This window comes from Shewanella sp. SM71 (genome assembly GCF_025653905.1).
Taxonomy (GTDB): Bacteria; Pseudomonadota; Gammaproteobacteria; order Enterobacterales; family Shewanellaceae; genus Shewanella; species Shewanella oncorhynchi.
The window spans coordinates 85,378-112,190 of sequence record NZ_JAKKRW010000004.1; the positions used below are offsets into that span (position 1 = coordinate 85,378).

The 26,813-nt window shown below is 46.4% G+C and carries 19 protein-coding genes and 1 riboswitch; of the genes, 15 read left to right on the forward strand and 4 right to left on the reverse strand.

Annotated elements, in window-relative coordinates:
* The first annotated feature begins 116 nt into the window (after positions 1-116).
* Positions 117-215: riboswitch (TPP riboswitch) on the forward strand.
* Positions 216-416: 201 nt separating this feature from the next.
* The 8 genes from thiC (at position 417) to L5L97_RS05365 (ending at position 9,917) form a co-directional block, all read left to right on the forward strand.
* Positions 417-2,522 carry a phosphomethylpyrimidine synthase ThiC gene (thiC, locus tag L5L97_RS05330; protein ID WP_263181347.1) on the forward strand — a complete coding sequence of 702 codons (2,106 nt, stop codon included), beginning with the start codon at positions 417-419 and terminating at the stop codon, positions 2,520-2,522.
* A gap of 2 nt (positions 2,523-2,524) precedes the next feature.
* On the forward strand, positions 2,525-4,375 hold the full coding sequence (gene thiE / locus L5L97_RS05335; protein WP_263181348.1) for a thiamine phosphate synthase: 1,851 nt from the start codon (positions 2,525-2,527) through the stop codon (positions 4,373-4,375).
* On the forward strand, positions 4,368-5,270 hold the full coding sequence (locus L5L97_RS05340) for a HesA/MoeB/ThiF family protein (RefSeq protein ID WP_263181350.1): 903 nt from the start codon (positions 4,368-4,370) through the stop codon (positions 5,268-5,270). The genes thiE and L5L97_RS05340 overlap by 8 nt, the downstream gene beginning before the upstream one ends.
* Position 5,271: 1 nt before the next feature.
* Complete coding sequence (gene thiS / locus L5L97_RS05345; protein WP_173244701.1) at positions 5,272-5,475, forward strand: sulfur carrier protein ThiS; 204 nt, start codon at positions 5,272-5,274, stop codon at positions 5,473-5,475.
* A 1-nt stretch (position 5,476) separates the two neighbouring features.
* The gene (locus L5L97_RS05350) at positions 5,477-6,241 is read left to right on the forward strand and encodes a thiazole synthase (RefSeq protein ID WP_263181351.1); all 765 of its coding nucleotides are present in this window, start codon (positions 5,477-5,479) and stop codon (positions 6,239-6,241) included.
* Positions 6,238-7,353: a 2-iminoacetate synthase ThiH gene (gene thiH / locus L5L97_RS05355; RefSeq protein WP_263181352.1), complete on the forward strand. Its 1,116-nt coding sequence runs from the start codon at positions 6,238-6,240 to the stop codon at positions 7,351-7,353. The genes L5L97_RS05350 and thiH overlap by 4 nt, the downstream gene beginning before the upstream one ends.
* Positions 7,354-7,455: 102 nt before the next feature.
* Positions 7,456-7,719: a chemotaxis protein gene (locus L5L97_RS05360; protein WP_173244710.1), complete on the forward strand. Its 264-nt coding sequence runs from the start codon at positions 7,456-7,458 to the stop codon at positions 7,717-7,719.
* A gap of 5 nt (positions 7,720-7,724) precedes the next feature.
* A complete protein-coding gene (locus L5L97_RS05365; RefSeq protein ID WP_263181353.1) occupies positions 7,725-9,917 on the forward strand; it encodes a putative metalloprotease CJM1_0395 family protein in 2,193 nt (730 codons plus the stop codon).
* A 147-nt stretch (positions 9,918-10,064) separates the two neighbouring features.
* Here L5L97_RS05365 and L5L97_RS05370 read toward each other — a convergent pair whose 3' ends face one another.
* The 4 genes from L5L97_RS05370 to cmoA all read right to left on the reverse strand — a co-directional run bounded on the left by L5L97_RS05370 (position 10,065) and on the right by cmoA (position 15,052).
* The gene (locus L5L97_RS05370) at positions 10,065-10,973 is read right to left on the reverse strand and encodes a LysR family transcriptional regulator (protein WP_105252571.1); all 909 of its coding nucleotides are present in this window, start codon (positions 10,971-10,973) and stop codon (positions 10,065-10,067) included.
* A gap of 203 nt (positions 10,974-11,176) precedes the next feature.
* Positions 11,177-13,036: a M3 family metallopeptidase gene (locus tag L5L97_RS05375; protein WP_263161343.1), complete on the reverse strand. Its 1,860-nt coding sequence runs from the start codon at positions 13,034-13,036 to the stop codon at positions 11,177-11,179.
* A 295-nt stretch (positions 13,037-13,331) separates the two neighbouring features.
* A complete protein-coding gene (cmoB, locus tag L5L97_RS05380; RefSeq protein WP_263161339.1) occupies positions 13,332-14,324 on the reverse strand; it encodes a tRNA 5-methoxyuridine(34)/uridine 5-oxyacetic acid(34) synthase CmoB in 993 nt (330 codons plus the stop codon).
* Positions 14,321-15,052: a carboxy-S-adenosyl-L-methionine synthase CmoA gene (cmoA, locus tag L5L97_RS05385; RefSeq protein ID WP_263161336.1), complete on the reverse strand. Its 732-nt coding sequence runs from the start codon at positions 15,050-15,052 to the stop codon at positions 14,321-14,323. The genes cmoB and cmoA overlap by 4 nt, the downstream gene beginning before the upstream one ends.
* A gap of 150 nt (positions 15,053-15,202) precedes the next feature.
* On the opposite strand from cmoA, the gene L5L97_RS05390 reads away from it, so the two are divergent.
* The 7 genes from L5L97_RS05390 to L5L97_RS05420 all read left to right on the forward strand — a co-directional run bounded on the left by L5L97_RS05390 (position 15,203) and on the right by L5L97_RS05420 (position 26,643).
* Positions 15,203-18,013 carry a transporter substrate-binding domain-containing protein gene (locus L5L97_RS05390; protein WP_263181354.1) on the forward strand — a complete coding sequence of 937 codons (2,811 nt, stop codon included), beginning with the start codon at positions 15,203-15,205 and terminating at the stop codon, positions 18,011-18,013.
* 184 nt (positions 18,014-18,197) lie between these two features.
* Positions 18,198-19,976: an aspartate--tRNA ligase gene (gene aspS, locus L5L97_RS05395; RefSeq protein ID WP_028759851.1), complete on the forward strand. Its 1,779-nt coding sequence runs from the start codon at positions 18,198-18,200 to the stop codon at positions 19,974-19,976.
* 298 nt (positions 19,977-20,274) lie between these two features.
* Positions 20,275-21,021, forward strand: coding sequence for a YebC/PmpR family DNA-binding transcriptional regulator (locus L5L97_RS05400; protein ID WP_219252448.1), 747 nt, complete (start codon positions 20,275-20,277; stop codon positions 21,019-21,021).
* A 112-nt stretch (positions 21,022-21,133) separates the two neighbouring features.
* Positions 21,134-21,655, forward strand: a complete 522-nt coding sequence (gene ruvC, locus L5L97_RS05405; protein WP_006081743.1) for a crossover junction endodeoxyribonuclease RuvC — start codon at positions 21,134-21,136, stop codon at positions 21,653-21,655.
* Entirely contained in the window at positions 21,652-22,269 is a 618-nt protein-coding gene (gene ruvA, locus L5L97_RS05410) for a Holliday junction branch migration protein RuvA (protein ID WP_006081742.1), read from the forward strand. Before ruvC ends, ruvA begins: the two co-directional genes overlap by 4 nt.
* Before the next feature lie 47 nt (positions 22,270-22,316).
* On the forward strand, positions 22,317-23,321 hold the full coding sequence (gene ruvB / locus L5L97_RS05415; protein WP_028759854.1) for a Holliday junction branch migration DNA helicase RuvB: 1,005 nt from the start codon (positions 22,317-22,319) through the stop codon (positions 23,319-23,321).
* Positions 23,322-24,066: 745 nt separating this feature from the next.
* The gene (locus L5L97_RS05420) at positions 24,067-26,643 is read left to right on the forward strand and encodes a TonB-dependent receptor plug domain-containing protein (protein WP_263181356.1); all 2,577 of its coding nucleotides are present in this window, start codon (positions 24,067-24,069) and stop codon (positions 26,641-26,643) included.
* Positions 26,644-26,813 lie beyond the last annotated feature (170 nt).

Below are 26,813 nucleotides of genomic sequence, written 5' to 3' on the forward strand. Positions count from 1 at the left end.
ATTTAATTTTTTCAATTAAAAACAATAATTTGTGATTCTTTATTTTGGATTGGTGGTTAAGGTTTTTAATTGCTTTTTTCCTTGTTTGTTGCTGCCGCTTCTGTCTATACTGCGCACTCATCTTGTCGGAGTGCCTCTTGGCTGAGACCGTTTATTCGGGATCCGTTGAACCTGATCAGGTTAAAACCTGCGAAGGAAACAAGCGTAATAACATACATTAAATCGCTAAAATAGACGGCTTGAACACCTGTTTACTCAGCAGTGTTTTAAGCCTTAATGTTTAGATTTAATCGTTATTGAGCAGGGTAACTCAATTTTTGAAGCCAGTGTTGGCCACAAAAATTGATTGCCATGTCCAGCTATCAACAACTCAATTCTCCAGACAAGCAACTCCATTTTTTAACGTGAGATTGCTTATGTCCAGTTCAAACCCAAACCCAGCTGTAGCTGCCAATGCGATAGAAATCACAGCGCCAGAATCGACAATCCCTAATAAATCGACTGAGTCTAGTCAATCAACCGTGCCTAAGGCGCCAAGTCGCCGCGAAACTCGCGCGCAGGCTCAAGCCTTTATCGATACGTTAGCGCCGCTGCAACATCCTAATTCACAAAAGATTTATCTTGAAGGTTCCAGTGCCGATATACGCGTTGGTATGCGGCAAATTCTGCAGACTGACACGCTTGTTGGTGGTACTGATGATGCGCCTATCATGGAAAAAAATCCGCCAATCCGCGTGTACGATTGCGCTGGACCTTATTCCGATCCTGAGGCTGACATCAATGTGCGTCTAGGCCTTGGTAAATTAAGACAAAACTGGATTCTAGCCCGCAACGACACAGAGCAATTACACTGCGCGACCTCCGATTTTACCCAACAAAGACTCGCCGATGACGGTTTAGAACATCTGCGTTTTGAGGCGGGTTCGAGTGCAATTGTCCGCCCACGCAGAGCGCTGCAGGGTAAACGAGTCAGTCAATTACACTATGCCCGTCAAGGGATTATCACGCCCGAAATGGAATATGTGGCGATCCGCGAGAACATGGCACTTGCGCAAGTACAGGATGAAATCCTCAATCGTAAAGCCAAGGGCGAAGCTTTTGGTGCCTTAGTCGGCGAACCGATTACCGCCGAATTTGTCCGCGCTGAAGTCGCCCGTGGCCGCGCGATTATTCCGCTGAATATTAACCATCCCGAAGCCGAACCTATGATCATCGGGCGTAACTTTCTGGTGAAAGTGAACGCCAATATCGGTAATTCGGCGGTGACCTCTTCCATCGAGGAAGAAGTGGAAAAGCTCGTCTGGTCTACCCGTTGGGGCGCAGATACGGTAATGGATTTATCCACAGGTCGTTATATCCACGAAACCCGCGAGTGGATCATCCGTAACTCGCCAGTGCCCATTGGCACAGTGCCGATTTATCAAGCGCTGGAGAAAGTGAACGGCGTGGCAGAGGATTTAACCTGGGAAGTGTTCCGCGATACCTTGATTGAACAAGCTGAGCAAGGTGTTGATTACTTTACTATTCATGCTGGTGTGCTGCTTCGTTATGTACCTATGACGGCTAAACGCGTTACTGGGATCGTTTCCCGCGGCGGTTCAATCATGGCTAAATGGTGCCTGAGTCACCACAAGGAAAACTTCCTCTACAGCCATTTTCGTGAGATTTGTGAGCTTTGCGTCGCTTACGATGTATCCCTGTCTTTAGGTGATGGCATGCGTCCCGGATCGATTGCCGACGCTAATGATGCTGCCCAGTTTGCAGAGCTTGAAACCTTAGGTGAGCTAGTCAAAATCGCGTGGGAATACGACGTACAAACCATTATCGAAGGGCCGGGACATATCCCGATGCAGCTTATTAAAGAGAACATGGACAAGCAGTTAGTTCACTGCGACGAAGCGCCGTTTTACACCCTTGGCCCACAAATCACCGATATCGCCCCTGGGTATGATCATTTCACCTCCGGCATAGGCGCGGCCATGATAGCTTGGTACGGCTGCGCCATGTTGTGTTATGTAACACCAAAAGAACACTTAGGATTACCGAATAAACAAGATGTTAAGCAAGGTTTGATTGCTTATAAGATTGCTGCCCACGCCGCCGATGTGGCCAAAGGTCATCCGAGTGCGCAAATTCGTGACAATGCGCTGGCAAAGGCGCGTTTCGAATTCCGCTGGGAAGATCAATATAATTTAGGACTCGATCCTGAAACCGCGCGTGCTTATCACGATGAATCTTTACCGCAGGAATCCGCTAAAGTCGCGCATTTTTGCTCTATGTGCGGCCCTAAATTTTGTTCGATGAAAATCACCCAAGATGTTCGCGCCTATGCCGCTGGCTTAGAGGCGGCACAAGCGAAGGCGGAGCAAGTTGAAGCGGCTGCCCAAGCTATGCAAGTCACAATCAAGACGCCGCAGGAGTTGGAAGCGGCAATGGCGCTAAAATCGGCACAATTTGCTGCCTCGGGCGCCGAGATTTATCACGTTAAAGACAAGCTCGTCGCCGAAGCTGAGGAAGCCTAATTATGCAGGGTATTCATGGGGGGAAATTGCCCATGAATACCGAGCGCCCCGCGATTGTTTGGACTATAGCTGGTTCAGACAGCGGCGGCGGTGCCGGTATTCAGGCGGACTTGGCCACGATTCAAGATTTGGGTTGTCACGGTTGCAGCGTGATCACCACAGTGACGGCGCAAAGCTCAGTGGCGGTCACTTTAGTCGAGCCCGTATCAGCGGCGATGTTAATGGCTCAGTTGACCACTTTACTTTCAGACTTGCCACCCAAAGCAATTAAAATCGGCTTACTGGCAGATCAAACTCAAGTGGCATTGCTGGCAGATTGGATCGCGAGTTTTAAAATCCACTATTCATCTGTGCCTGTCATTGTCGATCCTGTGATGGTCGCCAGTTGTGGCGATGCATTAGCAGTAGATAACTGTCAGGATATAAAAAGTACGGCTAAATCAGCCTTAGATTTTAGGCCTTTCAAAGGTTTAATCGAACTTATCACACCCAATGTGCTTGAACTTGGGCGGTTAACTCACAGTGATGTTTCAACGAAAGCACAATTCGCTGCTGCAGCACAGGCTTTATCCCAGAGTTTAGATTGCAGTGTGCTCGCTAAAGGGGGCGATGTGAGTGGTAGCACTGATATTCTTGATGATACTCATGCTCAAACTCAGGCTAACGTTCATGTTAGCACTCTCGATAGCAACGGCTGGGATTTTGAGCTTGCCGAGGATTATCTGGTTTGCCATCAAGTACGCGCTAGCTCTGAGCTGCATCAAAATGGGCGTTTCTGGTTGGCAAGCCAGCGGGTTAATACTCGTCATAATCATGGTAGCGGCTGCACTCTGTCATCGGCCATTACCGCCGTGTTAGCGCAGGGTTTTGTATTGCAAGATGCGGTGGTCGTTGCGAAAGCCTATGTGAGTCATGGCTTAAGCGCGGCAATTGGCTTAGGGCAAGGTCCAGGGCCGTTGGCCCGTATGGGGTGGCCCAATGACTTGTCCCGCTATGCAAAGATAAGGCTGTGTGATGGCAATTTTATTAGTCATCAACTCAACCAACACCTTGATATTAGAAGTGATTTAGTTGCAACAGTTTTATCTGCAACAGATCAGGCAACCGCTCAGGTAAGAATAGCCTCGACGCTGCCGCAATACATCTCATCCCACGGTTTTAAAATTCTCGATGCCGATCTTGGTGTTTATCCCGTGGTGAGTGATTTAACCATGCTGGAAAGTTTGTTAGTTGCGGGCGTTAAAACCGTGCAGTTACGGATAAAAACAGATATGAGTGAGTTCGGCGAATCAGAGCTAGTTGGCTCGGAATTAGAAGCACAAATTCAAACGGCCATTGCCTTAGGTAAGCATTTTAATGCGCAGCTTTTTATCAATGATCACTGGCAGTTAGCGATAAAATACCATGCCTTTGGGGTACATTTAGGCCAAGAAGATCTCGCCGTTACCGACTTAGCGGCCATTCAGTCGGCAGGGCTCGCATTAGGTATATCCAGCCACAGTTATTTCGAGTTGCTATTGGCGCATCAATATTCGCCATCTTACATCGCCCTTGGGCATATATTCCCAACCACGACGAAGCAAATGCCTTCGGCGCCCCAAGGGCTCGCAAAACTTAAACACTATGTGGCGTTACTCCAAGACCATTATCCCTTGGTCGCCATTGGCGGTATTGATTTAGATAATCTGGCAAAGGTGAAAGCCACAGGGGTGGGCAATATTGCTGTGGTGCGGGCTATAACCGAGGCTCAGGATCCAGTCGCAGCATTTGCAGAGCTGAGCCAAGCTTGGGAGCAATTTAGCTTGTCTGAAGAACTGGCTGTAAAGTATGAGTTGGTTGCTAAGCATGAGTAAAAAAACACCGTTTTCTTACGCAGAGGTTCTTTGCGACGGAACCCAAAGCGCTCATACACTCAGTGATGCTGATTTCATGCGTTATTCTCGGCAAGTCTTATTGCCAGAGGTCGGTGAGGCAGGGCAATTGCAATTGGTCGACGCCAGCGTTGTTATTGTAGGGCTTGGCGGCTTAGGGCAATTGGCGGCGCAGTATCTGGCTTGTGCTGGCATTGGCAACTTGACCTTAATCGACATGGATAAGGTTGAAGTTTCGAATCTACCAAGACAATTGCTATTCACCGATGCCGACATTGGACTCAATAAGGCGCGAGTTGCCAAGCAAAAGCTCAAAGGCTTAGCTCCGCAGTGCACTGTTACTGCCCATGAAACAGCATTTAGTGCTGAGACATCAGCTCATCACTTCGCTGAGGTTTTACAATTAAAACAACAGGGTAAAAGAGTGCTCGTGCTTGACTGCACAGATAACTTTGAGACTCACCAATTCATTAATCGCTGCTGTATCGAAGTTGCTTTACCTTTAGTTAGTGCGTCAATCGCAGCATTTAGCGGCCAATTGTTTGCGGTCGATCAAATGCAGCTCCCCTCTGGTGGTTGCTATCACTGTATTTTCCCCGCACAGACGAGAGTGTCGCAGAGCTGCAGTACCCAAGGCGTACTCGGGCCGAGCGTGGGCGTGATGGCGTCAATGCAATCTTTGGTGGCAATGCAACTCTTGCTGAGTGTGGACAGCGGTTGTGATGAACCGAAAAATGCCTTGTTGGGGCGTTTTTGGCGCTTTGACGCTAAATCACTTGCGTGGACTGCTGCTGTATTAACGCGGGATCCCCACTGTGACGTGTGTGGTCCCAAAGGGGCTTATCTATCATCAAATAAAGATAATCTTGAGGTTTGATATGATTTTAATTCACATAAACAATCTCCCGCAGTCGTTATCTGAACCGACGTCACTCGAGGCTGTGATCCTCGCACAAAATATTGCACTCGATTCGGTTGCTATCGTGTTGAATGCTGAGGTGATTCCGCGTAATCGCTGGCAATCTATTCTCTGCCAACATGAAGATAAATTGGAACTTTTTTCAGCTGTAGCGGGAGGCTAGTATGTTAATGATTGCCGATGTGGAGTTTGAATCACGGTTATTTACCGGAACGGGAAAATTCAGCAATAGCCAAGTGATGCTTGAGGCGATAACGGCTTCAAAATCGCAGTTAGTGACAGTTGCGATGAAAAGAATTGATTTTAAAATGGGGCTTGATGATTTACTCACGCCGTTACGTCAAGCGGGTGTCCGGCTATTGCCTAACACTTCGGGGGCGAGAAACGCCAAGGAAGCGGTGTTTGCGGCTGAGCTTGCCCGTGAAATGCTGGGAACTCATTGGATTAAGCTCGAAATCCACCCGGATCCTAAGTACCTAATGCCCGATGCGATAGAAACCTTAGAGGCGGCTAGAATCCTCTGTGAGAAAGGCTTTATCGTGTTGCCCTACGTGCATGCCGATCCTGTGCTGTGCCGTCGTTTAGAAGAAGTGGGCTGCGCCGCGGTTATGCCACTGGCGAGTCCGATTGGCAGTAATCAAGGTTTAGTCACTGAAAGCTTTTTAAAAATCATCATAGAGCAGGCGCGGGTGCCAGTGGTGATCGATGCCGGCATTGGCGCACCTTCGCAGGCTGCGCGGGCAATGGAGCTGGGCGCCGATGCGGTGCTCGTCAACACCGCCATCGCCAGCAGCGCGTCGCCGATAGTGATGGCCGAGTGTTTTAAGGAGGCGGTGCAATGCGGCAGACGGGCCTTTGAAGCTGGGCTTGGCCGAGTACAAACGGGCGCGGTACATACTAGTCCTCTAACAGGATTTTTAAACCAATGAGTTTTGTCGCGGAATTTACCAACATCCCACGGGATAAACTGTTACTCGATTTGTATTCTTGCACTGCCCAAGATGTTGAGCGGGCGTTAGTGAGTCCAGCAGGAGATTTACGTAGCTTACTGGCCTTGTTATCACCTGCGGCGGAACCTTATATCGAAACCATGGCACAACGTTCAGCGGCGCTTACGCGGCAGCGATTTGGCGCGAATCTGGGCATGTATTTACCGCTATACGTCTCGAATCTGTGCGCTAATGAGTGTGATTACTGTGGCTTTAGCATGAGTAACAAACTCAAACGCAAAACCTTGAATGAGCAAGAGTTGATGGCTGAAATAGCCATTATCAAAGATAGGGGCTTCGATTCTATTTTACTGGTGTCAGGTGAGCATGAAACTAAGGTTGGTATCGATTATTTCAAGCAAATGTTGCCTCTGGTAAAGCAGCAATTTAGCCATTTGGCGATGGAGGTTCAGCCCATGAGTGAGGACCATTATCGCCAGTTAGTCGCGCTAGGTTTAGATGCTGTGATGATTTATCAGGAGACCTATCAGCCCGAGACTTATGCTAGCCATCATTCCCGAGGTAAAAAAATGGATTTTGCCTATCGCTTAGCAACACCGGATAGAGTTGCGGCGGCGGGGGTCGATAAAATTGGTCTTGGGGTATTACTGGGGCTGGATGATTGGCGTTTAGATGCGTTAATGATGGGATATCATCTTGACTATTTAGAGCGTCGCTATTGGCGCACTCGCTTTAGTATTTCGCTGCCAAGGTTAAGGCCTTGTACTGGCGGGATCACCCCAAAAGTTATGCTATCGGATTTAGGTTTAGTGCAAATGATTTGTGCATTTAGACTTTTTAATCATCAGCTTGATATCAGTATGTCGACAAGGGAAAGCCCTGAGCTGAGGGATAATCTTTTGCCACTTGGAATTACTCAAATCAGTGCGGGTAGTTCGACACAACCGGGCGGCTATCAAGCACCCGACAGTCAACTCGATCAATTTGAGATAAGCGATGATCGCAGTGTCGAGCAAGTTATCGAACAGATGCAACGGCAGGGTTTTAATCCCGTATTTAAGGATTGGGAAGCTAATTGGATCACAGGATAAATCTGGCCGTAAATAAATGCTGAGAATGCGGATAAAACCTGTACTTTTGCAGGTGATTGGTCAATAATTGACCCATTAATCACAGCGTGCAGGAATACCGTTATGCAAATCCAATCTGCTTATTCATCCGGTCTGCAAGGCTTGCAAAGTGCTCAATCTGGGCTCACTCAAGCAACAATAGATGTGGCTAAACCTACACCGACTCAAAGTGCGACTCCGGCTGAATCTACAAGAGATGTTGCGCAGCCTGATAAAACCTCGGCATTACTTACCGCTAATGAGTCATTAAGACAAGGGGAAGCGTCAACAGAAGTGATTGAAACTGATTCTGAAACGATAGGTTCGATCATTAATATTAAGGTGTAAATATAATGTCGGTTGTGGCGCTATCACCTAAGGTTGGAGCGCCATCCTCTTCATTTTCGGCACATGATAAGATGCTCAGCTCGAATATAAGCCAGAGTCACGCTAATAGCACTTATCAAGGAGCCAGCGCTCACACTGCAGGCTCCGCAAAAATTGAAGCGAGTGGTGTCCATGAACTGCAGGTTACTGGAACTTCATCTGCTCCAGTTCAAGCCACGCCTATTACTTCATTAGCTGCTAACGTTTCCCAATCTCTCCACTTATCACCGAATGTGTCTTTTGCTGCCTCTAGTGCTGTTTCATCTGTACTTCCTGTACTGAATGGTGCAAGCCAAGCACTCGAGGTCGCTCCTTTTTCCGTACCAACGCCAAGGAGCAATCCTCAGGTAAATACGTTAAATGATCGAGCGAGCTTACATGCCGATGCGAGTTTTAGTTTGTTAACAGGACCAAGATCCATTTCTGGTGTGCGCGGGGGACAGATTGCGGCACCTATTTCTACTCAGGTATTTTCGCTTGTCGCGGGGGCGAGTAATAGCGGACTTGGGGTAAATTCCTTGGCTACAATAAGTCCAAATCTCAGTGTAACGAGCAATATTCCCGTTGATATTTTTACGCCTCTGAGTCCATCAATTGGCACTACTGGTACTGATATTCCTGCTTTCAATCCATCCAATACAGGTGATATTTCTCCAATAATGCCTGATTTAGCGGCAGTGTTTGGACCACAAACTGTCTTTACTGGAGCTGCGTTAGTTGATCCCACTACGACTGATTCTGCAATCAACAGTTCTGTAAATAAGAGTGCTGTAAATAAGAGTGTAGCAACGAGTGCTGGGCCTGTTGGTCAGTCAAACTCTACGCAAGCCACAGATCAATCCGCTAGCAATGATGTTGTTCAACCGACTGTGTTAGAGCAATTTACTCAAGTTTTTGGTGAAGCTCAGGCTCAAGCTAGTCCTGTAGATGTTCCTGCGACAGCGTCTAACCCAGATGATAGTCAACAAGTCTTAGCTGCTGTCTTTGCTCCAAATGATAATCAGCTTGAAAAGCAAGTACAGGAAGAAGAATCGCGGAAACAGCAAATAGCAGCAGCGGAAGAGGCAAAGCAGCAATCACTGGTTCAGCAGGCTCAGGAACAAGAGATACAAGCCCAAGAAAAAGCACAGGCTCAACAGCAACAGCAAGTCGATGAACTTAAAACTCGAGATTCAGAGGTTAAAGCCCATGAGCATGCCCATGCAACCGTCGGAGGACAATACGCTCAGAGCCCGAGTTTTAAGTATGAAAAGGGTGCTGATGGCCAACGTTACGCCACCGATGGCGAAGTGCAGATTGATGTCTCTCCAGTGGGAGGCGACCCGCTTGCAACGATAAACAAAATGAAGCAAGTTTATGCCGCAGCAATGGCTCCTGTTGACCCGTCATCAGCGGATATCCGTGTTGCCGCGGAAGCCTTGCAAAAAATGAATGAAGCTAAGGTGATGCTGGCAGAGGAGCGACAAAAACAAATTGTTGACTTGCAAACGGCTCAAACATTAATAGACGCAGATGCACAAATCAAAGAGTTGCCACCGTTAGAAAAACATACACCTGTAGTGACGGGAGATGTTGATGAGTCCGGTAATATTGTTCAGCCCCAAGAGGCTGTATTCACCCCCGCCTCTACTGCGCTTGATAAGCTAAAACAAGCGATCGAAGCGCAAACGGTCAACACGAGAGTCATTGATACGGGTTCGAAAACCTCTTCTGATATCAGTGACTCAGTCATTACATCGACCACAGTGGAAACGATTGAGCCACCGACCGCAACTTTAGCATTTGGAGAAGCTTCAACTTCAGCGGATTTAGCGACGGGTTTTATCTCAAGATCCGATAGTGTTGCAAGCCGTTATTATGCCGCGGTTGCACAAGCTAGTGCCGGACCTTCAGCTCGTGTCGATATGACGTCGCAAGCCAATATTCAGCCTTCTTATCTGGCATCTTCAAATGATCTGCCTAGCAATTTGCAATCTACGGATGTTTTGTCCGCAAACAATGTAAATGAGCAGTCTTCAAATATCAGTGCTAGCGCGAATACGAATGTGTCTTTGCAGAGCGAGTTATATGTTGAGGATGACCTCTTGCAGGAGACGGGATTTATTCAGCCGCAATATTTGGGTTATCAACAAGCACGCTATGTCGACTTTAGTGTGTAAGATTAGGCTTTAACTATTCCCATGATTCGCTGTTCATCATCTTTTTCGAAACAACCTCTCAGTACCACTAAGAACTAAGCATTTTATCAGCAGTTGGCATTTATCATTTGGCTCACTCGAATTGATAACTCTTTTTGTATCTTGCTGTTAATGACTATTCGTCGTTTCAATTCCATGCTGTTTTAAAATCAAGGAAGCAAGCAGTTTTGATGCAGGCCCTTGTTGATCTCTTTTAGGGATCACTAAGCTCAACATGATGCGACGTTTTTGGCTGCCCTCAAGATGTAAACGTACTAGATTACCCGAAGCCAATTCTTCTTGGACTAAGAAAGAGGGGATCCAACAGAAACCAATGCCTTGATTTAAAATGACTTTAGCTTCATGGAAGTTAGAGACAGTCCAGCGCTGCTCAGCTTTGAGCCAGCCGATATCAATGTTGGATTGCACTCCAGTATCTTTAATCACTAACTGTAAATATTGTGCCAGTAGTTTATCGTCTTCAATTGTGCCTAAGTCAGCGAGTGGGTGATTTGGATGACAGACGAGGTAGAGTTCTTGTTCACATAAGGGTTCGGATAAATACCCTTTAGGCGGCACCCCTGCACAGATAGCAATATCGACTTTACTCTGCAGAATGAGCTCTTGAGTGCCGGTGATCACTGAGTCCAGCATGATGATTCGAGTGCCACGACTGTGGGGTAGAAACGCATTGAGGGCACACACTAAGCTTTCCATCGGATAGATAATTTCACGGGCAATCGTGAGTGTCGGCTCCCACCCTTGTTCGAGATTACTCGCAAGTTGTTCTAACTCGTTAACGGCTTGGGTGACATGCCGTGAGCGGCGCAGCAGCACTTCGCCCTGCGGGGTGAGATAGGCTTTACGGCCTTTGACTTCGAGTAGCTCGATACCTAACTGATGCTGTAATTTGGCAACGGCATGGTTAAGTGACGATTGACTCTTGTTGAGTTTTTCGGCCGCTTGGGCATAGCCGCCAAAATCGACCACCGCTTGCAAAATACGCCATTGTTCTAAGGTAGATTTAGCTCGAGTCATTATAATCTCAAAAAAACGATAGATTGGGGCTTATAGTGGCCACTTCTTACGACTTTTTCAATTAAATATCATAGAGTCAGTCGTTTTCACGACATACAGCTAACTATGTCGCGCTAAGTTATTGAGGGGATAGAGAGGCTAATCATGACGATTTTCAGTGTTTGCGCCCGAGCGAGTCACAAACACATCCTAAGCATTCACACTTAAAACGCACAAGAACCTATTGCGTCGAAAGCTTGGGTGTTGGAGCTGTCAGCATGTTCTGAAGCGGCGCTATTTGAGATCCTTTGGATCAGCGCAGAACTATCAACGGGGGCGCCAATGACCGCTTTTAATTGGTCACTGAAGCTTAAAGCGTCTTCATTGATGACTAATACATTGAATAATTTTAGTTTGTCTTGGCAGTTGAATGTGGATTGAGCTATCAGCTGGGCTAGCGATGCTTGCCAGAGTGATTGGTAGTAGAGCGGTCCTTCGTTGGCGATAGCATTGAAGCTATAAGGATAATCCTGTGTTTGTGGCCAGTCTTGACCAAAGCTAGCATTAAACTCCGCACCGAGATCGGGGTAGACTTGTGCACTTGAGTTTTGGTAAAAGTTGACTGCAACCTTAGCGCGAAAGACTTTAAGCTGCTTCGAATAAGCTTTAGCCAGTGTTTCACGCTCCTGTAAATAGGTGTGCTCAAACTGCGGAAAGAGTTGATGGCGCAGTACTTCTGCTAACCAAAGACTCGCCACAAAATAGCTATCTTGACTCTGTCCCATGGCATTGTTGAGGTAGAAATGGCTCGCTTTAGCAAGAGAAGTGACAGCCTCTGCGATAGACTCGGTTAATTGCTCAATGTCTTTGTAGTTACTCAGCTGTGGCTTGAGATCTAAAGCTTGTTGTCCAAATTGCTGGCCGAGTACACTTTGACGCAATGTCTGCTGTTGACTACCTTGCTGTGGATTTGGGTTATACGCCACATAGATTTCACCTAACAATCTTTGCTGGTGGTAGACCCTGACGATATGTGGCCGATTGGGATCGGCAGGTATTTTATCGACCTTAGCGGTTTCTATGGTCTCAAACTGCAAACCAAACACTTGCAGATAAGTAAAGCTGCGACTCAAGACGTCAGAGGTTTGCCATGTCGGCACCTTGGCTGATGCTTGTTGTGACAGGGTTCGCCCAATATCCCAGGGAGCCACTTGCAGATCTTGGGTTTGGCTATCAAGAAAAGCTTTGACTAATTCAGGGGACGATAACTGCTGCGAACTAAGCACTAATGCGCTGTAATCGGTAAAGCCTGCAGCAGTGGCGGCTTGTTGGCGCTGCTCAGCAATTCGCTCTAACGCCGTTTGATTGGTTTCACTGGCTCTGGCTTGGTAGGCCTGCCATACATTTTGGCGACATACGGCGTTTTCCTGCGTCAGTAAGTAACTGGCGATAGTGCCAGAAAAGTCGCTCTGCTTTGAACTGTCGGGCTTCGGCTCGTCACTTTTATCCTCTTTTTTATGCAGATGTTGCTGCTGAGTCACTTCAGGTTGGCATTGGCTGCCATTGAAGGCAAGACTAAATTGTTGACTGCCTAACCCTTGGCCTATGCTGGCTTGTGCAGTATGTAATTTCGCTTTCTCCTCGGCGCTCCAATGTTGTTGTAGCAATTGTTTAAGCTGTTGGCTCAGTAGTATTTGTTCTGCATTGCCTTGGGCTAAGGCGTAGGCTAGTTGGCTCAATTCAGTTTGGCTGAGAAGTTGCGACAGGGTGTCGGCGAGGTGTAGCTGGCATTGCAGTAGACCCTCGCGTTCCTCACTTGGTAAGTTAAACCCACGGTAATAGTTGAGTCTGTCGTTGATATTATTAAGCCCTAACATCTGTTGCTCAAAAATAAGCGCGCGCTGGGCCAAGGCTAATTCAGACGCAGTTAAACGCGCATTGGCGAACACAGTCGCAAGATCAATACTTGGCAAACGCAGGCATTGTTCAACTAAAAGGGGAACAGGGCTTGGCGCCGCATAGGCGGCATTCGTAACATAAAGGCTCAAGCCAAACAGGCTAACCAGTAAAGTGGGTTTTAACATGGGTTATGTGTTCTGCATCTGTGATGGAATGAGTTAACTTTGACTTAGTATCCAATTGAGTTAGCTTCAAGTCATTGTTATGCATGAAACCCTGTTCTGTTCTGGATGTCAACGATAAGGGGGGGAGTCGCAAATGTATTGCTATTCAAGGAAGGAGTTACACTAAGCTGCTGAACACTTACATATTCCAGATTAACTAGATGAATGGTGATCTTTCGGCTTTTGATATCAGCCATTACCAACTCAAACCTTGAGGACGCAATGACTGATATTCGCTTACTTCAGACTGAAAAGGTTAGTTTAAATCCTGATTAGGCTGATTTTTCACCGCGATAATCGTGGCGCGTTTGGGCGCAGGATAACCTTCAACCGTTTTGGTGATGTCGTTAGGATCTAGGTATTCAACCAGTGATTCGTTGGGCATCCAGTCGGTACGGCGTTGCTCGGCAAGGGCTGTGACATCGGTATCGACACAACGGATATCAGTGAAATCACACTTTTTTAACCATAGCATGAGCGCGGCAACGGACGGAATGAACCATACATTATTCATTTTGCCATATCTATCTTGAGGCACGAGTACGGCATTTTCGTCGCCATCTATCACCAAGGTTTCTAGCACGAGCTCACCACCGGTGCGCAATTGATCACGCAGCTGTAACAAGTGATCGATAGGCGAACGTCTGTGATACAAAACACCCATGGAGAAAACCGTGTCAAATGCATCGAGCGGTGGCAGCTCTTCAATACCCAATGGTAACAGGTGTACAGGGTGATGTGTGCCCGCTAAACGTTTGACGGCTTCAAACTGACATAAAAACAACGGTGAAGGGTCGATACCGACGACACGTTTGGCACCTGAGCCCAACATGCGCCACATGTGATAACCACTGCCGCAACCGACATCGAGCACAGTGCGGTTTTTCAGCGGCGAAATATGTTGCTTAACGCGGTCCCATTTCCAGTCACTGCGCCATTCGGTATCGATGTGGATGCCATGAATGTGGAAGGGGCCTTTACGCCATGGCATAAACAAACGCAGCAGGTTTTCAAGCTTCTCTTTTTCGCCTGGGCTAAGTTGCTCGCCGCTACCGACGGTCACGCTATCAACAAAATCCACTTGGTCGGGTGCTGGATAGTGCAGCTTGTTGAGCACTTTTTCCCACTTTGGCAGGTTGCCGTGTTTATGATCTCGTTGCCACTTGCCTAAAATGCTCGGCAGGGTTTCGAGCCAGTGCTGTAGATTCGAATCGGCGATTTGTTGGTAAAACGAGCTAAAGCTGATCACTTGATGGCCACCATAGAAGCAAAGTTAAAGCATTGGAACCAGAGACTAAAGTGACTAAAGCCTTGGCTGGTGAGTCGTTGTTGATGCGTGGTTAAGGTGTCGGGCTTCATGACATTTTCCAGCGCACTGCGTTTTTGGCTGATCTCAAGTTCACTGTAACCATTAGCGCGTTTAAAGTCTAAATGTTGCTCTTCCAATAGGGTTTGGATCGGGGCATCTTCGAAGCGAATTTTTTCTGATAGTACTAACATCCCGCCGGGATTCAGACCTTGATAAATCTTCGCTATCAGGGTTTCTCTGTCTTCTGGCGGTAAAAATTGCAAGGTAAAGTTGAGTACCACCAATGACGCATTTTGAATATCGATATCGCGAATATCACCGCAAACCAGATCGACATCCGTATCGCTGACATAGGCATTCAGGTTCTCTTGGCAGCGTGCGACCATAGATTCACTGTTATCTACAGCAATAATGCGACATTGGCGGCCTTGGATTTGGCGACGAATACTTAAGGTCGCGGCACCGAGTGAGCAACCCAAATCGTAAATTTGAGTATTTGGCATGACGAAACGATCTGCAAAATCGCCTATGGTATTGATAATTTGCGCATATCCAGGCACTGAGCGGCGGATCATGTCACTGAATACGCCTGCTACACGGTTATCAAACTGGAAATCGCTAATATGCTCGCTCGCTTGAGCGTAGATAGTGTCTTGAGAAACGTTCATCTGAGATTTTTCATGGGAATTCAACTGTGCATTTTAACGAATCAGAGCGATTAGCAGCAAGTCTCATGCTAGTAATTTGCGATAAATTTTTGTCTAATACTTAATAGATAACAAAATCGTTACATGTACATCAAGTACTAAGGGCTCAACTTGAAGTTTGTGATCCACTTAATTGTGATCTTGTGCAGCTGTTTTTTGAGCATAACGGGGCAGGCAAGTCCGTTGTCCTCTGAGCCATTAATCATCGTTATGGGTGAGGATAGCTTTCCCTATCAATATGTCGACAACGATGGCGAGCCGACTGGATTACTGGTTGATTTATGGAAAGAGTGGGCTAAACAAAGCCATACCCAAGTCGTTTTTGTGGCGCGCCACTGGCACGAGTCCCTTGATCAACTGCGGCAAGGTAAGGCGCAAGTGCATATCGGCATGGGGAAAACCCCAGAGCGAGAGCAAGAATTTGATTTTGCAGTGCCCATTGCGGATGTGGGCACTTTTTTGTATTTGCATAAATCCTTGCAGGGCAAAAAATCCATCAAAGAACTGATCCCCTTTCAAATTGGTGTGGTAGCGGCTTCATCCCATGAAGCGGAATTACACCGTATCGAACCGCAGCTTGTGTTTAAACGCTACGAAAGTCGTGAGAAATTATTGGCAGGGGTCGCCGCGGGCGAGATCGTAGTCTTTGCGGGGTTAGAAGGCTATTTGAAAGATCCCGACTCATCCCAAGAGATTGCCGCAAACTTTCCCAATACTGCTCGCCTTCAAATTAAGGCGATGCAGTTTGTACCTGCAGTTCAAAAGGGCAATCTTGCATTAGTCGATAAAATCAATAAAGGTTTCACTGCGCTCGATGCGCACTTTATTCAGCAAACGGAGCGACGTTGGCTTGGCTATCAACGTCAACAAGCTGGGATTGTTATTTCGATGCAACTGGGCGCCGAGCCTTTTGTGGACTTAGGGGTCGATGATTTACCCCATGGTTTGTATGTGGACATGTGGCAACTGTGGTCTGAGAAAACGGGTATTGCCGTTGATTTTATTTCTGGTGATATGAACTCCAGCGTGAACGATGTTCGTCGCGGTCTCGCCGATGCCCACATAGGTTATCCAGAAAGTGATGATGTTAAAACGGGCCTTACTCAGGCTTGGCATTTATATACGGTGAAGAGTCGACTCTTTCTCTATCAGCAACAGTTAATCGATTTAGACAGCTTAAAAGGTAAACGTATTGGTGTGGTGCCTACAGCACCTTATTTGGTGGATTTGCGTAAAGCATTACCCCAAGTGTCACTGCGTTATTACGACAGTATGGATGCCATGGTGGCGGGGGCGAGGTCTGGAGAAGTTGTCGGTTTTATCGCCGCGGGTGCATGGACATCCCATTATTTACTGCTCAATAAAGGCTGGTCTGACTTTAGCCAGTATCCTGATCTCGAATTTAGCACCAACATTTATGTGCTGACCCGTAGCGATGATGCTGGCCTTACACAGAGGATAGCCAATGGGTTTAACAGTATTAGCAATCAAGAATTTGCTGAGATTGAACATAAATGGATGCTCAATCCTAAAGATCATGTTTTTACCCAAGCTGAGCGTCATGTCAGCTTAAGCCCCGCTGAGCAGGCCTATGTGGAAAGCGTAGGCGAGCTCAAAGTCGGTTATCTAAAACAATGGCCACCGATGGAGTTTATGGATGAACAGGGTGAGTTTGCGGGGATCAATAGCGATATCGTCAAATTGCTCAAGGAACAACTCAAACTTAAGCTCACGCCCGTTGCCTTTGATGATTGGCATTCGTTAATCGAGGCGTTGCAAAAGGGCGAGGTGAGTTTAGCCGGCAGTGTCGCGCAAACGGCGGAGCGCCAGCAGCGTTTAGCGTTTAGTGAAGCCTATTGGCCATCGCCGTGGGCCTTAGTGTCGCAACTGGAACAAGTCTCGGTTTTTAATATTGCTCAGCTCGCAGGTCAAAGGGTGGCTGTGGTTGAGGGATATCATTTGGTGGCGCAATTGATGAGTCTGGAGCCTTCGCTCAAGTTAGTCATAGTGCCAAATACGCAGGCCGGATTAGCGGCCGTGACGAATGGCAATGCGGATGTGTTTATCGATAAAGTGGTGACTTTAGCTTCTGAGCTGAAAACCAGCCACTATCCGACACTAAAAATGTCGCTGCTCAGTGATCTCGCCGATCAACACAGTCATATTGGTGTTTATCCTCAATTTGCGCCGCTGGTGCCGCTGATTAATAAAGCTTTGGCTTTGGTTGATGCTCAACATCAGCAAAAAATATATACGCGCTGGGTGTCATTTTCAGTGGCGACAGAGAGCGCTAAATATCTGCAATGGCTGCGTTATATCGTGTTTGGCGTGATAATCTTGTGCTTAGTGATGGTGGCGGTGTTGTTAGTGAATCGTCGCTTAAATCGTGAGATCACCCAGCGATTGGTGGCAGAAAAACGTTTGTTGCATGTGGCTAATCATGATGCTTTAACTCAGTTGCCCAATCGTGCCTTACTTGATGACAGACTAACCCAAGCTTTGCTATCTCATCGCAGAGAACAGGCACATTTCGCTTTGTTATTCATCGATCTCGATGGTTTTAAACAAATCAATGACCAACACGGTCATCCTATTGGCGATGAATTACTGGTACTGGTCGCCCAAAAGTTAACCAAGGTTATCCGTGGATCCGATACCGTTGCGCGATTTGGCGGCGATGAGTTTGTTATCCTGCTAAATCGTGTTCAAGATCTCGATGCTGCAACCCAAGTTGCTGATAATATTCTACAGGCACTGTCGAGCCCTTTGCTTATTCAAGGCGTCAGTGTCAGCATCGCCGTTAGTATCGGCGTGGTGATTTACCCCCGCGATGGTGACACAGCGATAGGTTTGTTGAAAAAAGCCGATCAGCTGATGTACCAAGCAAAAAGTAGCGGCGGGCGTTGTTATCGCTCAGCTTGATGTTTTTTTGAACGCTCATGCTCAGATAGTGCGTTCGCCTCTAGTCAAGGGCGTAAAACTGTTTGATACTTCACCGCCTAAGTGTGAAGTACTTTGGTAATCGGCATTATTTTACTATAATGCCGCTTTTATCTCGTTTTGATTATTTCCAAAGCACCGGTTTCCGGATAAAGGATAGAGTTAGATGCGCAGTCATTATTGTGGAGACGTCAATAAGTCTCACGTTGGACAAGAAGTTACCTTGGTAGGTTGGGTTAATCGTAGCCGTGATTTGGGTGGCGTTGTCTTTTTAGATTTAAGAGACAGAGAAGGTCTCATCCAAGTGGTCTATGATCCAGACTTACCTGAGGTGTTCAATGTCGCTAGCACGCTGCGCGCCGAATTTTGCGTTCAGGTCAAAGGCTTAGTTCGTGCCCGTCCTGATAGCCAAGTCAATGGTCAAATGAAGACGGGTGAGATTGAAGTCTTAGGTCAAGCCTTGACGATTATCAATGCTGCCGATCCACTGCCATTGAGCATGGATAACTACCAGAACAACAGCGAAGAGCAACGTCTTAAGTATCGTTACTTAGATTTACGTCGTCCAGAAATGGCGCAGCGATTAATTTTCCGCGCTAAAGTCACCAGTTCTGTGCGTCGTTTCCTCGACTCAAACGGTTTCTTAGACATAGAAACCCCGATCCTGACCAAGGCAACCCCAGAAGGTGCCCGCGATTATTTAGTACCAAGCCGTACTTATAAAGGTCAGTTCTTTGCCTTGCCACAATCACCACAGTTGTTTAAACAGTTACTGATGATGTCAGGCTTTGATCGTTACTATCAAATCGTAAAATGCTTCCGTGATGAAGACTTACGTGCCGACCGTCAGCCAGAATTCACCCAAATCGATATCGAAACGTCTTTCATGAGCTCTGAGCAAGTGATGGCGAAAACCGAAGAGATGATGCGTGGTCTGTTCCTTGAAATGCTGAACGTCGATCTCGGCGAGTTCCCGCGCATGACCTACAACGAAGCGATGCGTCGTTTCGGTTCAGATAAGCCAGATTTACGTAACCCATTAGAGCTGGTGGACATTGCCGATTTACTCAAAGAAGTCGAATTTGCGGTATTCTCTGGTCCTGCGAACGATGAAGAAGGCCGTGTTGCTGCACTGCGTATTCCGGGCGGCGCTGCGCTGTCTCGTAAGCAAATCGATGATTACACTAAATTTGTTGGCATCTATGGTGCTAAAGGCTTAGCGTGGATGAAGATTAATGACCTAAGCCTTGGCTTAGAAGGCATTCAATCACCTGTGCTAAAATTCTTAAACGAAAGCATAGTCAATGAAATCGTGAGCCGCACTGGCGCGCAAACTGGTGACATTATCCTGTTTGGTGCAGATCAGGCGACTGTGGTTGCCGAATCTATGGGCGCACTGCGTCTTAAAGCGGGCGAAGATTTTAGCTTATTGCAAGGTGAATGGCGTCCACTGTGGGTAGTTGACTTCCCAATGTTTGAGAAAATCAACGGCAACTTCCACGCGGTTCACCATCCGTTCACCGCACCGCGTGGTGTAACGGCAGCTGAACTTGAAGCTAACCCAGCAAATCGTGTTTCTGATGCTTACGATATGGTATTAAACGGCTGCGAATTAGGCGGTGGTTCGGTGCGTATCCACAACCAAGAAATGCAGTCTGCGGTATTCCGTATTCTGGGCATTACTGACGATGAAGCTAAAGAGAAGTTCGGCTTCCTGTTAGAAGCGCTGCGTTACGGCACACCACCACATGCTGGTTTAGCGTTTGGTTTAGACCGCATCATCATGCTGATGACGGGCGCAAGCTCAATCCGCGATGTGATGGCGTTCCCGAAAACCACCACTGCCGCTTGTCCGCTGACTAACGCGCCTGGTTTTGCCAATCCGCAGCAATTAGCTGAACTTGGTATTGCCGTGGTTGAGAAAGCTGTTAAAGCGGAAGACTGATCTTTTGTAAGAGGGCTTTGTAAGGCGACTTTTGTAAATCGACCTTATTCAAATCGACATTATGTAAATCGTTTTTGTGTAAGTCGATTTGGGTTAACCCTTGTCAGTTATTTTTTGTCGTACCGAAAACCGAGGCATAAGCCTCGGTTTGTTTTAGTGAACTGTCATTCCACCGCTTATCAATATCTGTTAGTTCAATCCTTTAAGTAAATAGCCGTTATTTAGTCTCATTCCACCTTCGGCTCTTGATAAGCTTTGCGATGGCACCTAGATGATACCTAAGTAGAGGAGACTTCCCATGGCAGGTCACAGTAAATGGGCCAACATTAAGCACCGTAAAGCGGCTCAAGATGCTAAACGCGGTAAACTCTTTACTAAATTCATTCGCGAGTTAACCGTTGCAGCCCGTGAAGGTGGCTCAGATCCCGACTCTAATCCACGATTACGTGTCGCCATCGATAAAGCCCTCGGTGGCAATATGACCCGAGACACGGTTGAGCGTGCGATTAAACGCGGCGCCGGTGAATTAGAAGGCCAGCAACTCGAAACCATTCTCTATGAAGGTTATGGCCCAGGCGGCACTGCTGTGATGGTTGAAACCATGACGGACAATCGTAATCGGACTGTGAGCGGTGTGCGCAATGCGTTTAGTAAATCGGGCGGTAACTTAGGCACGGATGGGTCGGTTTCTTATCTGTTCACTAAGCGTGGGGTGTTATCCTATGCGCCGGGAACTGATGAAGATGCATTGATGGAAGCGGCGCTTGAAGCGGGCGCGGAAGATATTGTCAGCTATGATGATGGTTCTGTGGATGTGTTTACCGATCCCGTTGATTTCTATATGGTGAAAGAGGCGCTCGATAAAGCCCATTTTGTGGCGGATAATGCCGAAATCGCGATGATAGCCTCGACGAAAGCTGAGCTTGATCTAGAAACCGCCGAAAAATTTATGCGCCTTATCGACACCCTTGAAGATCACGATGATGTGCAAGAGGTGTATCATAATGCGGAAATCTCCGATGATGTGATGGCAAGCCTAGGCTAGATTGACTGTGAGCTGAATTAGGGCGTCAATTGATGCCAATTTTAGCTCGCAAACGCTAACGTAGGAACAGGGACGCAAGGGACGCAAATGTAGATCCCATATAAGGTATTGAATGGCAATTATTTTAGGTGTTGACCCAGGTTCACGGATCACAGGCTACGGCGTGATCCAATGTCAGGGACGGCATCAGATTTACCTCGGCAGTGGTTGTATTCGCACTTCGTCTGAAGAACTGCCTGGCAGGCTCAAGCAAATATTTGATGGGATCACTGAGATTATTCGTCAGTATCAACCGGACGAATTTGCGATTGAGCGCGTATTTATGGCAAAAAATGCCGATTCTGCGCTCAAGTTAGGCCAAGCACGCGGCGCGGCCATTGTTGCTGCCACAGTCGCCAATTTACCTGTGGCCGAATACAGTGCGACTCAAATTAAGAGTGCCGTCGTGGGTACGGGGCGAGCGCAGAAAGCCCAAGTACAACACATGATCCAACAACTACTTAAATTACCCGCAGCCCCACAAGCTGACGCCGCAGATGCACTCGGTGTTGCTGTGTGTCATTATCACACCAGCCAGAGTTTAATTGCATTGAGTGGCCGGGCAACGGCAAGAACATACGGACGGTACAGATGATAGGTCGTTTACGGGGCGTGCTCGTTGAGAAACAAGCACCAGAAATTTTGATCGATGTTAACGGTGTGGGTTACGAGTTGCAGATGCCGCTTACTAGCTTTTATGAGCTGCCTGAAGTTAATCATGAAACTATGGTCTACACCCACTTTGTGGTGCGTGAAGATGCACAGCTACTCTATGGTTTTATCACTAAGCAGGAAAGGGCGTTATTTCGCTTACTGATCAAGACCAATGGTGTCGGTCCCAAGCTCGCACTGACCATTTTATCAGGCATGACAGCCGGAGAATTTGTGGGTTGCGTTGAGCGCGATGACATAGTGACCTTAGTGAAATTACCCGGTGTTGGTAAGAAGACAGCCGAGCGGTTACTGGTAGAAATGCGCGATAAGCTCAAGAGCTTGATGGAAGCCTCCGCAGGCTCAGAGCGTGAGTTCGTGCTGCAATCCAATTACTCACCCGCACCGACAGTCAATAGCGCCGAAGAAGATGCTATTTCAGCTTTAATTTCGCTGGGTTATAAACCACCGCAGGCCAGCAAATCGGTTTCTGCAGCCTACAAAGAGGGCATGGATTCAGAAACTCTGATCAAAGCCGCCCTTAAATCGATGCTTTAATTGAACAATGATGATAATTAAGATGAAAGCTGCGATAAGGAATAACAATGATTGAGGCAGACAGACTCATCCAGCCGCAGATCCAAGCTCAAGATGAATCCATCGACAGGGCGATGCGTCCTAAAATGCTCGATGAATACACGGGTCAAGATGACACTCGGGCACAGCTTAAGGTGTTTATTCAAGCGGCAAAGAATCGTAATGAAGCCTTAGATCATATGTTGATTTACGGTCCGCCGGGATTGGGTAAAACCACCTTAGCCATGATTGTTGCGAACGAGATGGGGGTGAACATTAAATCCACCTCTGGGCCTGTGCTGGAAAAAGCGGGAGATCTCGCCGCACTTTTGACCAATCTCGAATCCGGTGATGTGTTATTCATCGATGAAATCCACCGATTAAGTCCAGTGGTAGAAGAGATTTTGTATCCCGCGATGGAAGATTACCAGCTGGATATCATGATAGGTGAAGGGCCAGCGGCACGTTCTATCAAGCTTGATTTACCGCCGTTCACTCTAGTGGGCGCGACAACAAGGGCAGGGGCGTTAACCTCACCACTTCGGGCGCGTTTTGGGATACCGTTGCGGCTTGAGTTCTATAATATCAAAGATTTAAGCACCATAGTCACGCGTTCGGCGCAGGTGATGGAACTGGATATTGATGCTGAAGGAGCATTTGAAATCGCACGCCGTTCACGTGGTACACCGCGGATAGCTAACCGACTGCTTCGCCGCGTGCGGGATTACGCGCAGGTGAAGCATGATGGCGCTGTCACTAAGTTTGTTGCCGATCATGCACTAGACTTGCTGGATGTCGATAATGAAGGTTTCGATTACATGGACCGCAAGTTACTACTCGCCATTATCGATAAGTTTATGGGTGGCCCAGTTGGACTCGATAACTTAGCAGCAGCCATAGGTGAAGAACGCGAAACCATTGAAGATGTGCTAGAACCCTTTTTGATCCAGCAAGGCTTTATCCAACGCACGCCCCGCGGCCGTATTGCAACCGCACGGGCATATCAACATTTTGAGTTGATCAAACCCGAGTAAACATCAGTTTGATGATACAGACTATAAGAGGCGACCTAAGTGGTCGCTTTTTTTATAAAGAAAATTTGTCCTTGAATGTGGTCCGTATGAGATGTAAGTCATTTATTTAAGAATAAGAAATAGGGAGTGTTTAGAGGGATTGGAAGCTAATACTTATATTCAAAATTAATATGCAAGATCAGTAACAAATAGTCATTTCAAAGGCGTGCAGAATTATTTGTACCTTAATTGTTAAACCATAATTTTAGACGTTGTTAAAATGCATAATTAGCACAATTGATACATAGTGTATCTCTGTTTTAATGCAATTTATCTATGTTTATCGGTATTTTAGCGCTTTGGCTATCTGTGGATATTGCTAGATATGCAGATTTAACAATAGTTAATCAATACACTGTTCTTTTAGGTAGCTTTGATAAATGTTTAAAAGTGTGATCTTTGTCACATTTTTCAATGTGCAAAATGTTGCCGATATATTTCTTGTTAACAGTGTTAAGATCTGCTTAATTCATGAGTTGTAGTAACTAACTCTGTTTTAATGTGTAAAATAAGGGTATTAAAAAATAAGTGTCAAATCTATTAACCAAATAAATTACAACAATTAACAATATGTTTTTGTTGGTTAAAATTTTGAGCATTGACGGAGTTAAAGTGAATCCTCAGTATCAGGTGCAACACTAGTACAGCAATAACTGTACAAGCTGTAAGCATAAAAATAATAGTAAGATCTAGGGAGCATTCATACATGATCAAAAGAACGAAAGTTGCGTCAGCTATTAACTTAGCTATCGTTGCATCTATCACTACAGGTGCATTTGTTACGTCAAGCGCATTTGCTGCTGAAGAAAAAGCAAAAGTTGAGCGTATTGAAGTGACGGGTTCACGCATTCAACGCCAAGATATGGAAACAGCATCTCCTGTGACCGTTATCGATGCTGCTGCGATTAAAGCGGAAGGTTTCACATCGGTTGACCAAATGTTGCAAGTACAGACTTCGATGGCGGGTGCGGCAGTGGGTTCAACCACAAACAACGGTGCTGACGGTGTTGCCCAAGTTGACTTACGTGGTATGGGTGCAGAGCGTACGCTTGTGCTACTGAACGGCCGCCGTATGGTGAACTCTGGTTCTGGTGCCAACAGCTCTGTGGATTTGAACTCAATCCCTGTTGCTATGATCGCTCGAGTCGAGATCCTGAAAGACGGCGCTTCTGCTGTTTATGGTTCAGATGCCATTGCAGGTGTTGTTAACATCATTACGAAGAAAGACTTTGAAGGTTTCCAATTAGACTTTAACGGTAGCAGTACAGACAAAGGCGATGGCGAAAATGGTGAGGTCAGTGCGCTATACGGTTTTAATACCGATGGAGGTAATTACACCTTCGGCGCTGCTTATTCAGACCGTCGTGGTGTGATCCAATCTGATCGTGATTGGACGAAACCAGGTTCTAGCTCTTTTGTCCCTAATGGCGCATTCCTAGGTAATGAACTAGATGAGAATGGTCAGCCAGTGCTTGACGAAAATGGTAAGAATGTACAGGAAATGAAAACTCTCCAAGGGCAAGAATGGGGAGCGATGCAAAATGGTTATGATTTTACTAAAGACAGTTGGTATCAAACGCCAAGCAAACGTTATAGCTTATTTGCAAATATGACCCAGGAACTGGGTAATGATCTGGTGTTATCAGGTGATATTTTATACACCAAGCGTAAGTCCGATCAGCAACTCGCCGCACAACCAGCAGATATCATGCTTAATGTATGTGATGCCGCAGGTGTGCCTGCTGGTGCACCTTGCATAACACTTGATAATGCTATGGTTGCAGGTGGTATTGAGGCCGATAAAACAGGTCGTGTTAACTATCGTCGTCGGACTAATGATGTTGGTGCTCGTGTATATGAGCAAGATACTGATACATATCGTATTTCAGGTGATTTGGCTGGTACACTAGATGTTCATACTGGTATGAACTGGGACGTGTCTTATACCTATGGCAAGAATAAGGCTTCAACCTCTGTCGCGAATTCGATTAATGCCACTAAAATGAAACAATCTGTTTATGCTAATCCAGATGCTTGGTTTAATGGTCAATCATTAACTCAAGATATTATTGATGATGTGGGTTATTTTGAACAAGCTAATGGCGGCAATGAGCAACACACTGTAGCAGGTGTATTGAGTGGTGAGCTGTTTGATGTAAGTGCTGGTGCAGTCGGTTTTGCTATCGGTACTGAGTATCGCCGCGAGAGTGGGTATTACAATCCTGATCCAGTAGTGATTGCAGGTGATAGCACCGCGGCACAACAGGATCCAACTGATGGTAGTTACGATGTCATTTCTGTCTATCAAGAAGTGAGTGTGCCCTTCACTGAAAAATTAACGGGTGAATTCGCATTACGTTTAGACGATTATTCAACCTTTGGTAAAGCAAGCACTTGGAAGATAGGTTTAACCTATGCTGCGACCGATGATTTGATGGTTCGAGGCGTGGCCGCAACGGGCTTCCGAGCTCCTAGTGTCAGTGAACTATACGGTGGTAACACTGGTTCATACGATTATTTAGATGATCCTTGGGGCAATGAGCAAGATCCACAAATTTTAGTGAATTACACGTCAGATCCTGATTTGAAACCAGAAGAATCTGAGTCTTACACTGCTGGTTTAGTATATTCACCTAGTTATGTTGAGGGAATGTCTGTCACATTAGATTATTGGCGTTTTAAAGTATCAGATGCGATTACTCGTTTAGATGCGCAAGCCGGTTTAAAAGATTGTCATGCTGGTGATGAAATTGCGTGTGAGACCTTTAAGATCACGCTTGATGGTAATTTGGATAACTTTACTAATCCATTAACTAACGTGGGTAGCCAAGATACTAGTGGTATCGATTTTAATTTAGCCTATAGTTTCGAAGGCTTAGGTTTAGATTGGAAAATTAACAACGATACGACTTATTTGATTAATTTTGAGCAAGAGAGCAAAACGTATACAGGTACTATAGACGGTAACTTCGGTGCTTATGCTCGGGTTCGAAATAATTTCAGTCTATCTGCGGGCCAAGGAGATTGGAGCCTAATGTACTTCAACCGTTATATTGGTGAGATGTCTGATCTTGCTAAAGGCTACGATGTTGATGCAGTGCTATACCATAATATTGCTGGTACTTATCATGTAAATGATATGACTACAGTTAGTTTAGGGGTTAAGAATTTCACAGATGAAGAACCTTCTCGTGTTTCTAACGGTAGCGATGGTGGTACAGTTCCACAAGTATATGACACAGTCGGCCGCGTGATTTACGGTGGTGTAACTGTTAAATTCTAAGCTAAGTTCAGACTCTTAGTTTCTAAAAAGCGCCTTAGGGCGCTTTTTTATTGGGAGTTTACGAGATGATTTTAGAGTCGCTAATCATCCGTTGATTGGTTGTTAATATCGTATTTTGTTCACAGTTTTCAACATCACACTTCTTAACGAATGTAATAGCGCTAGAGTCG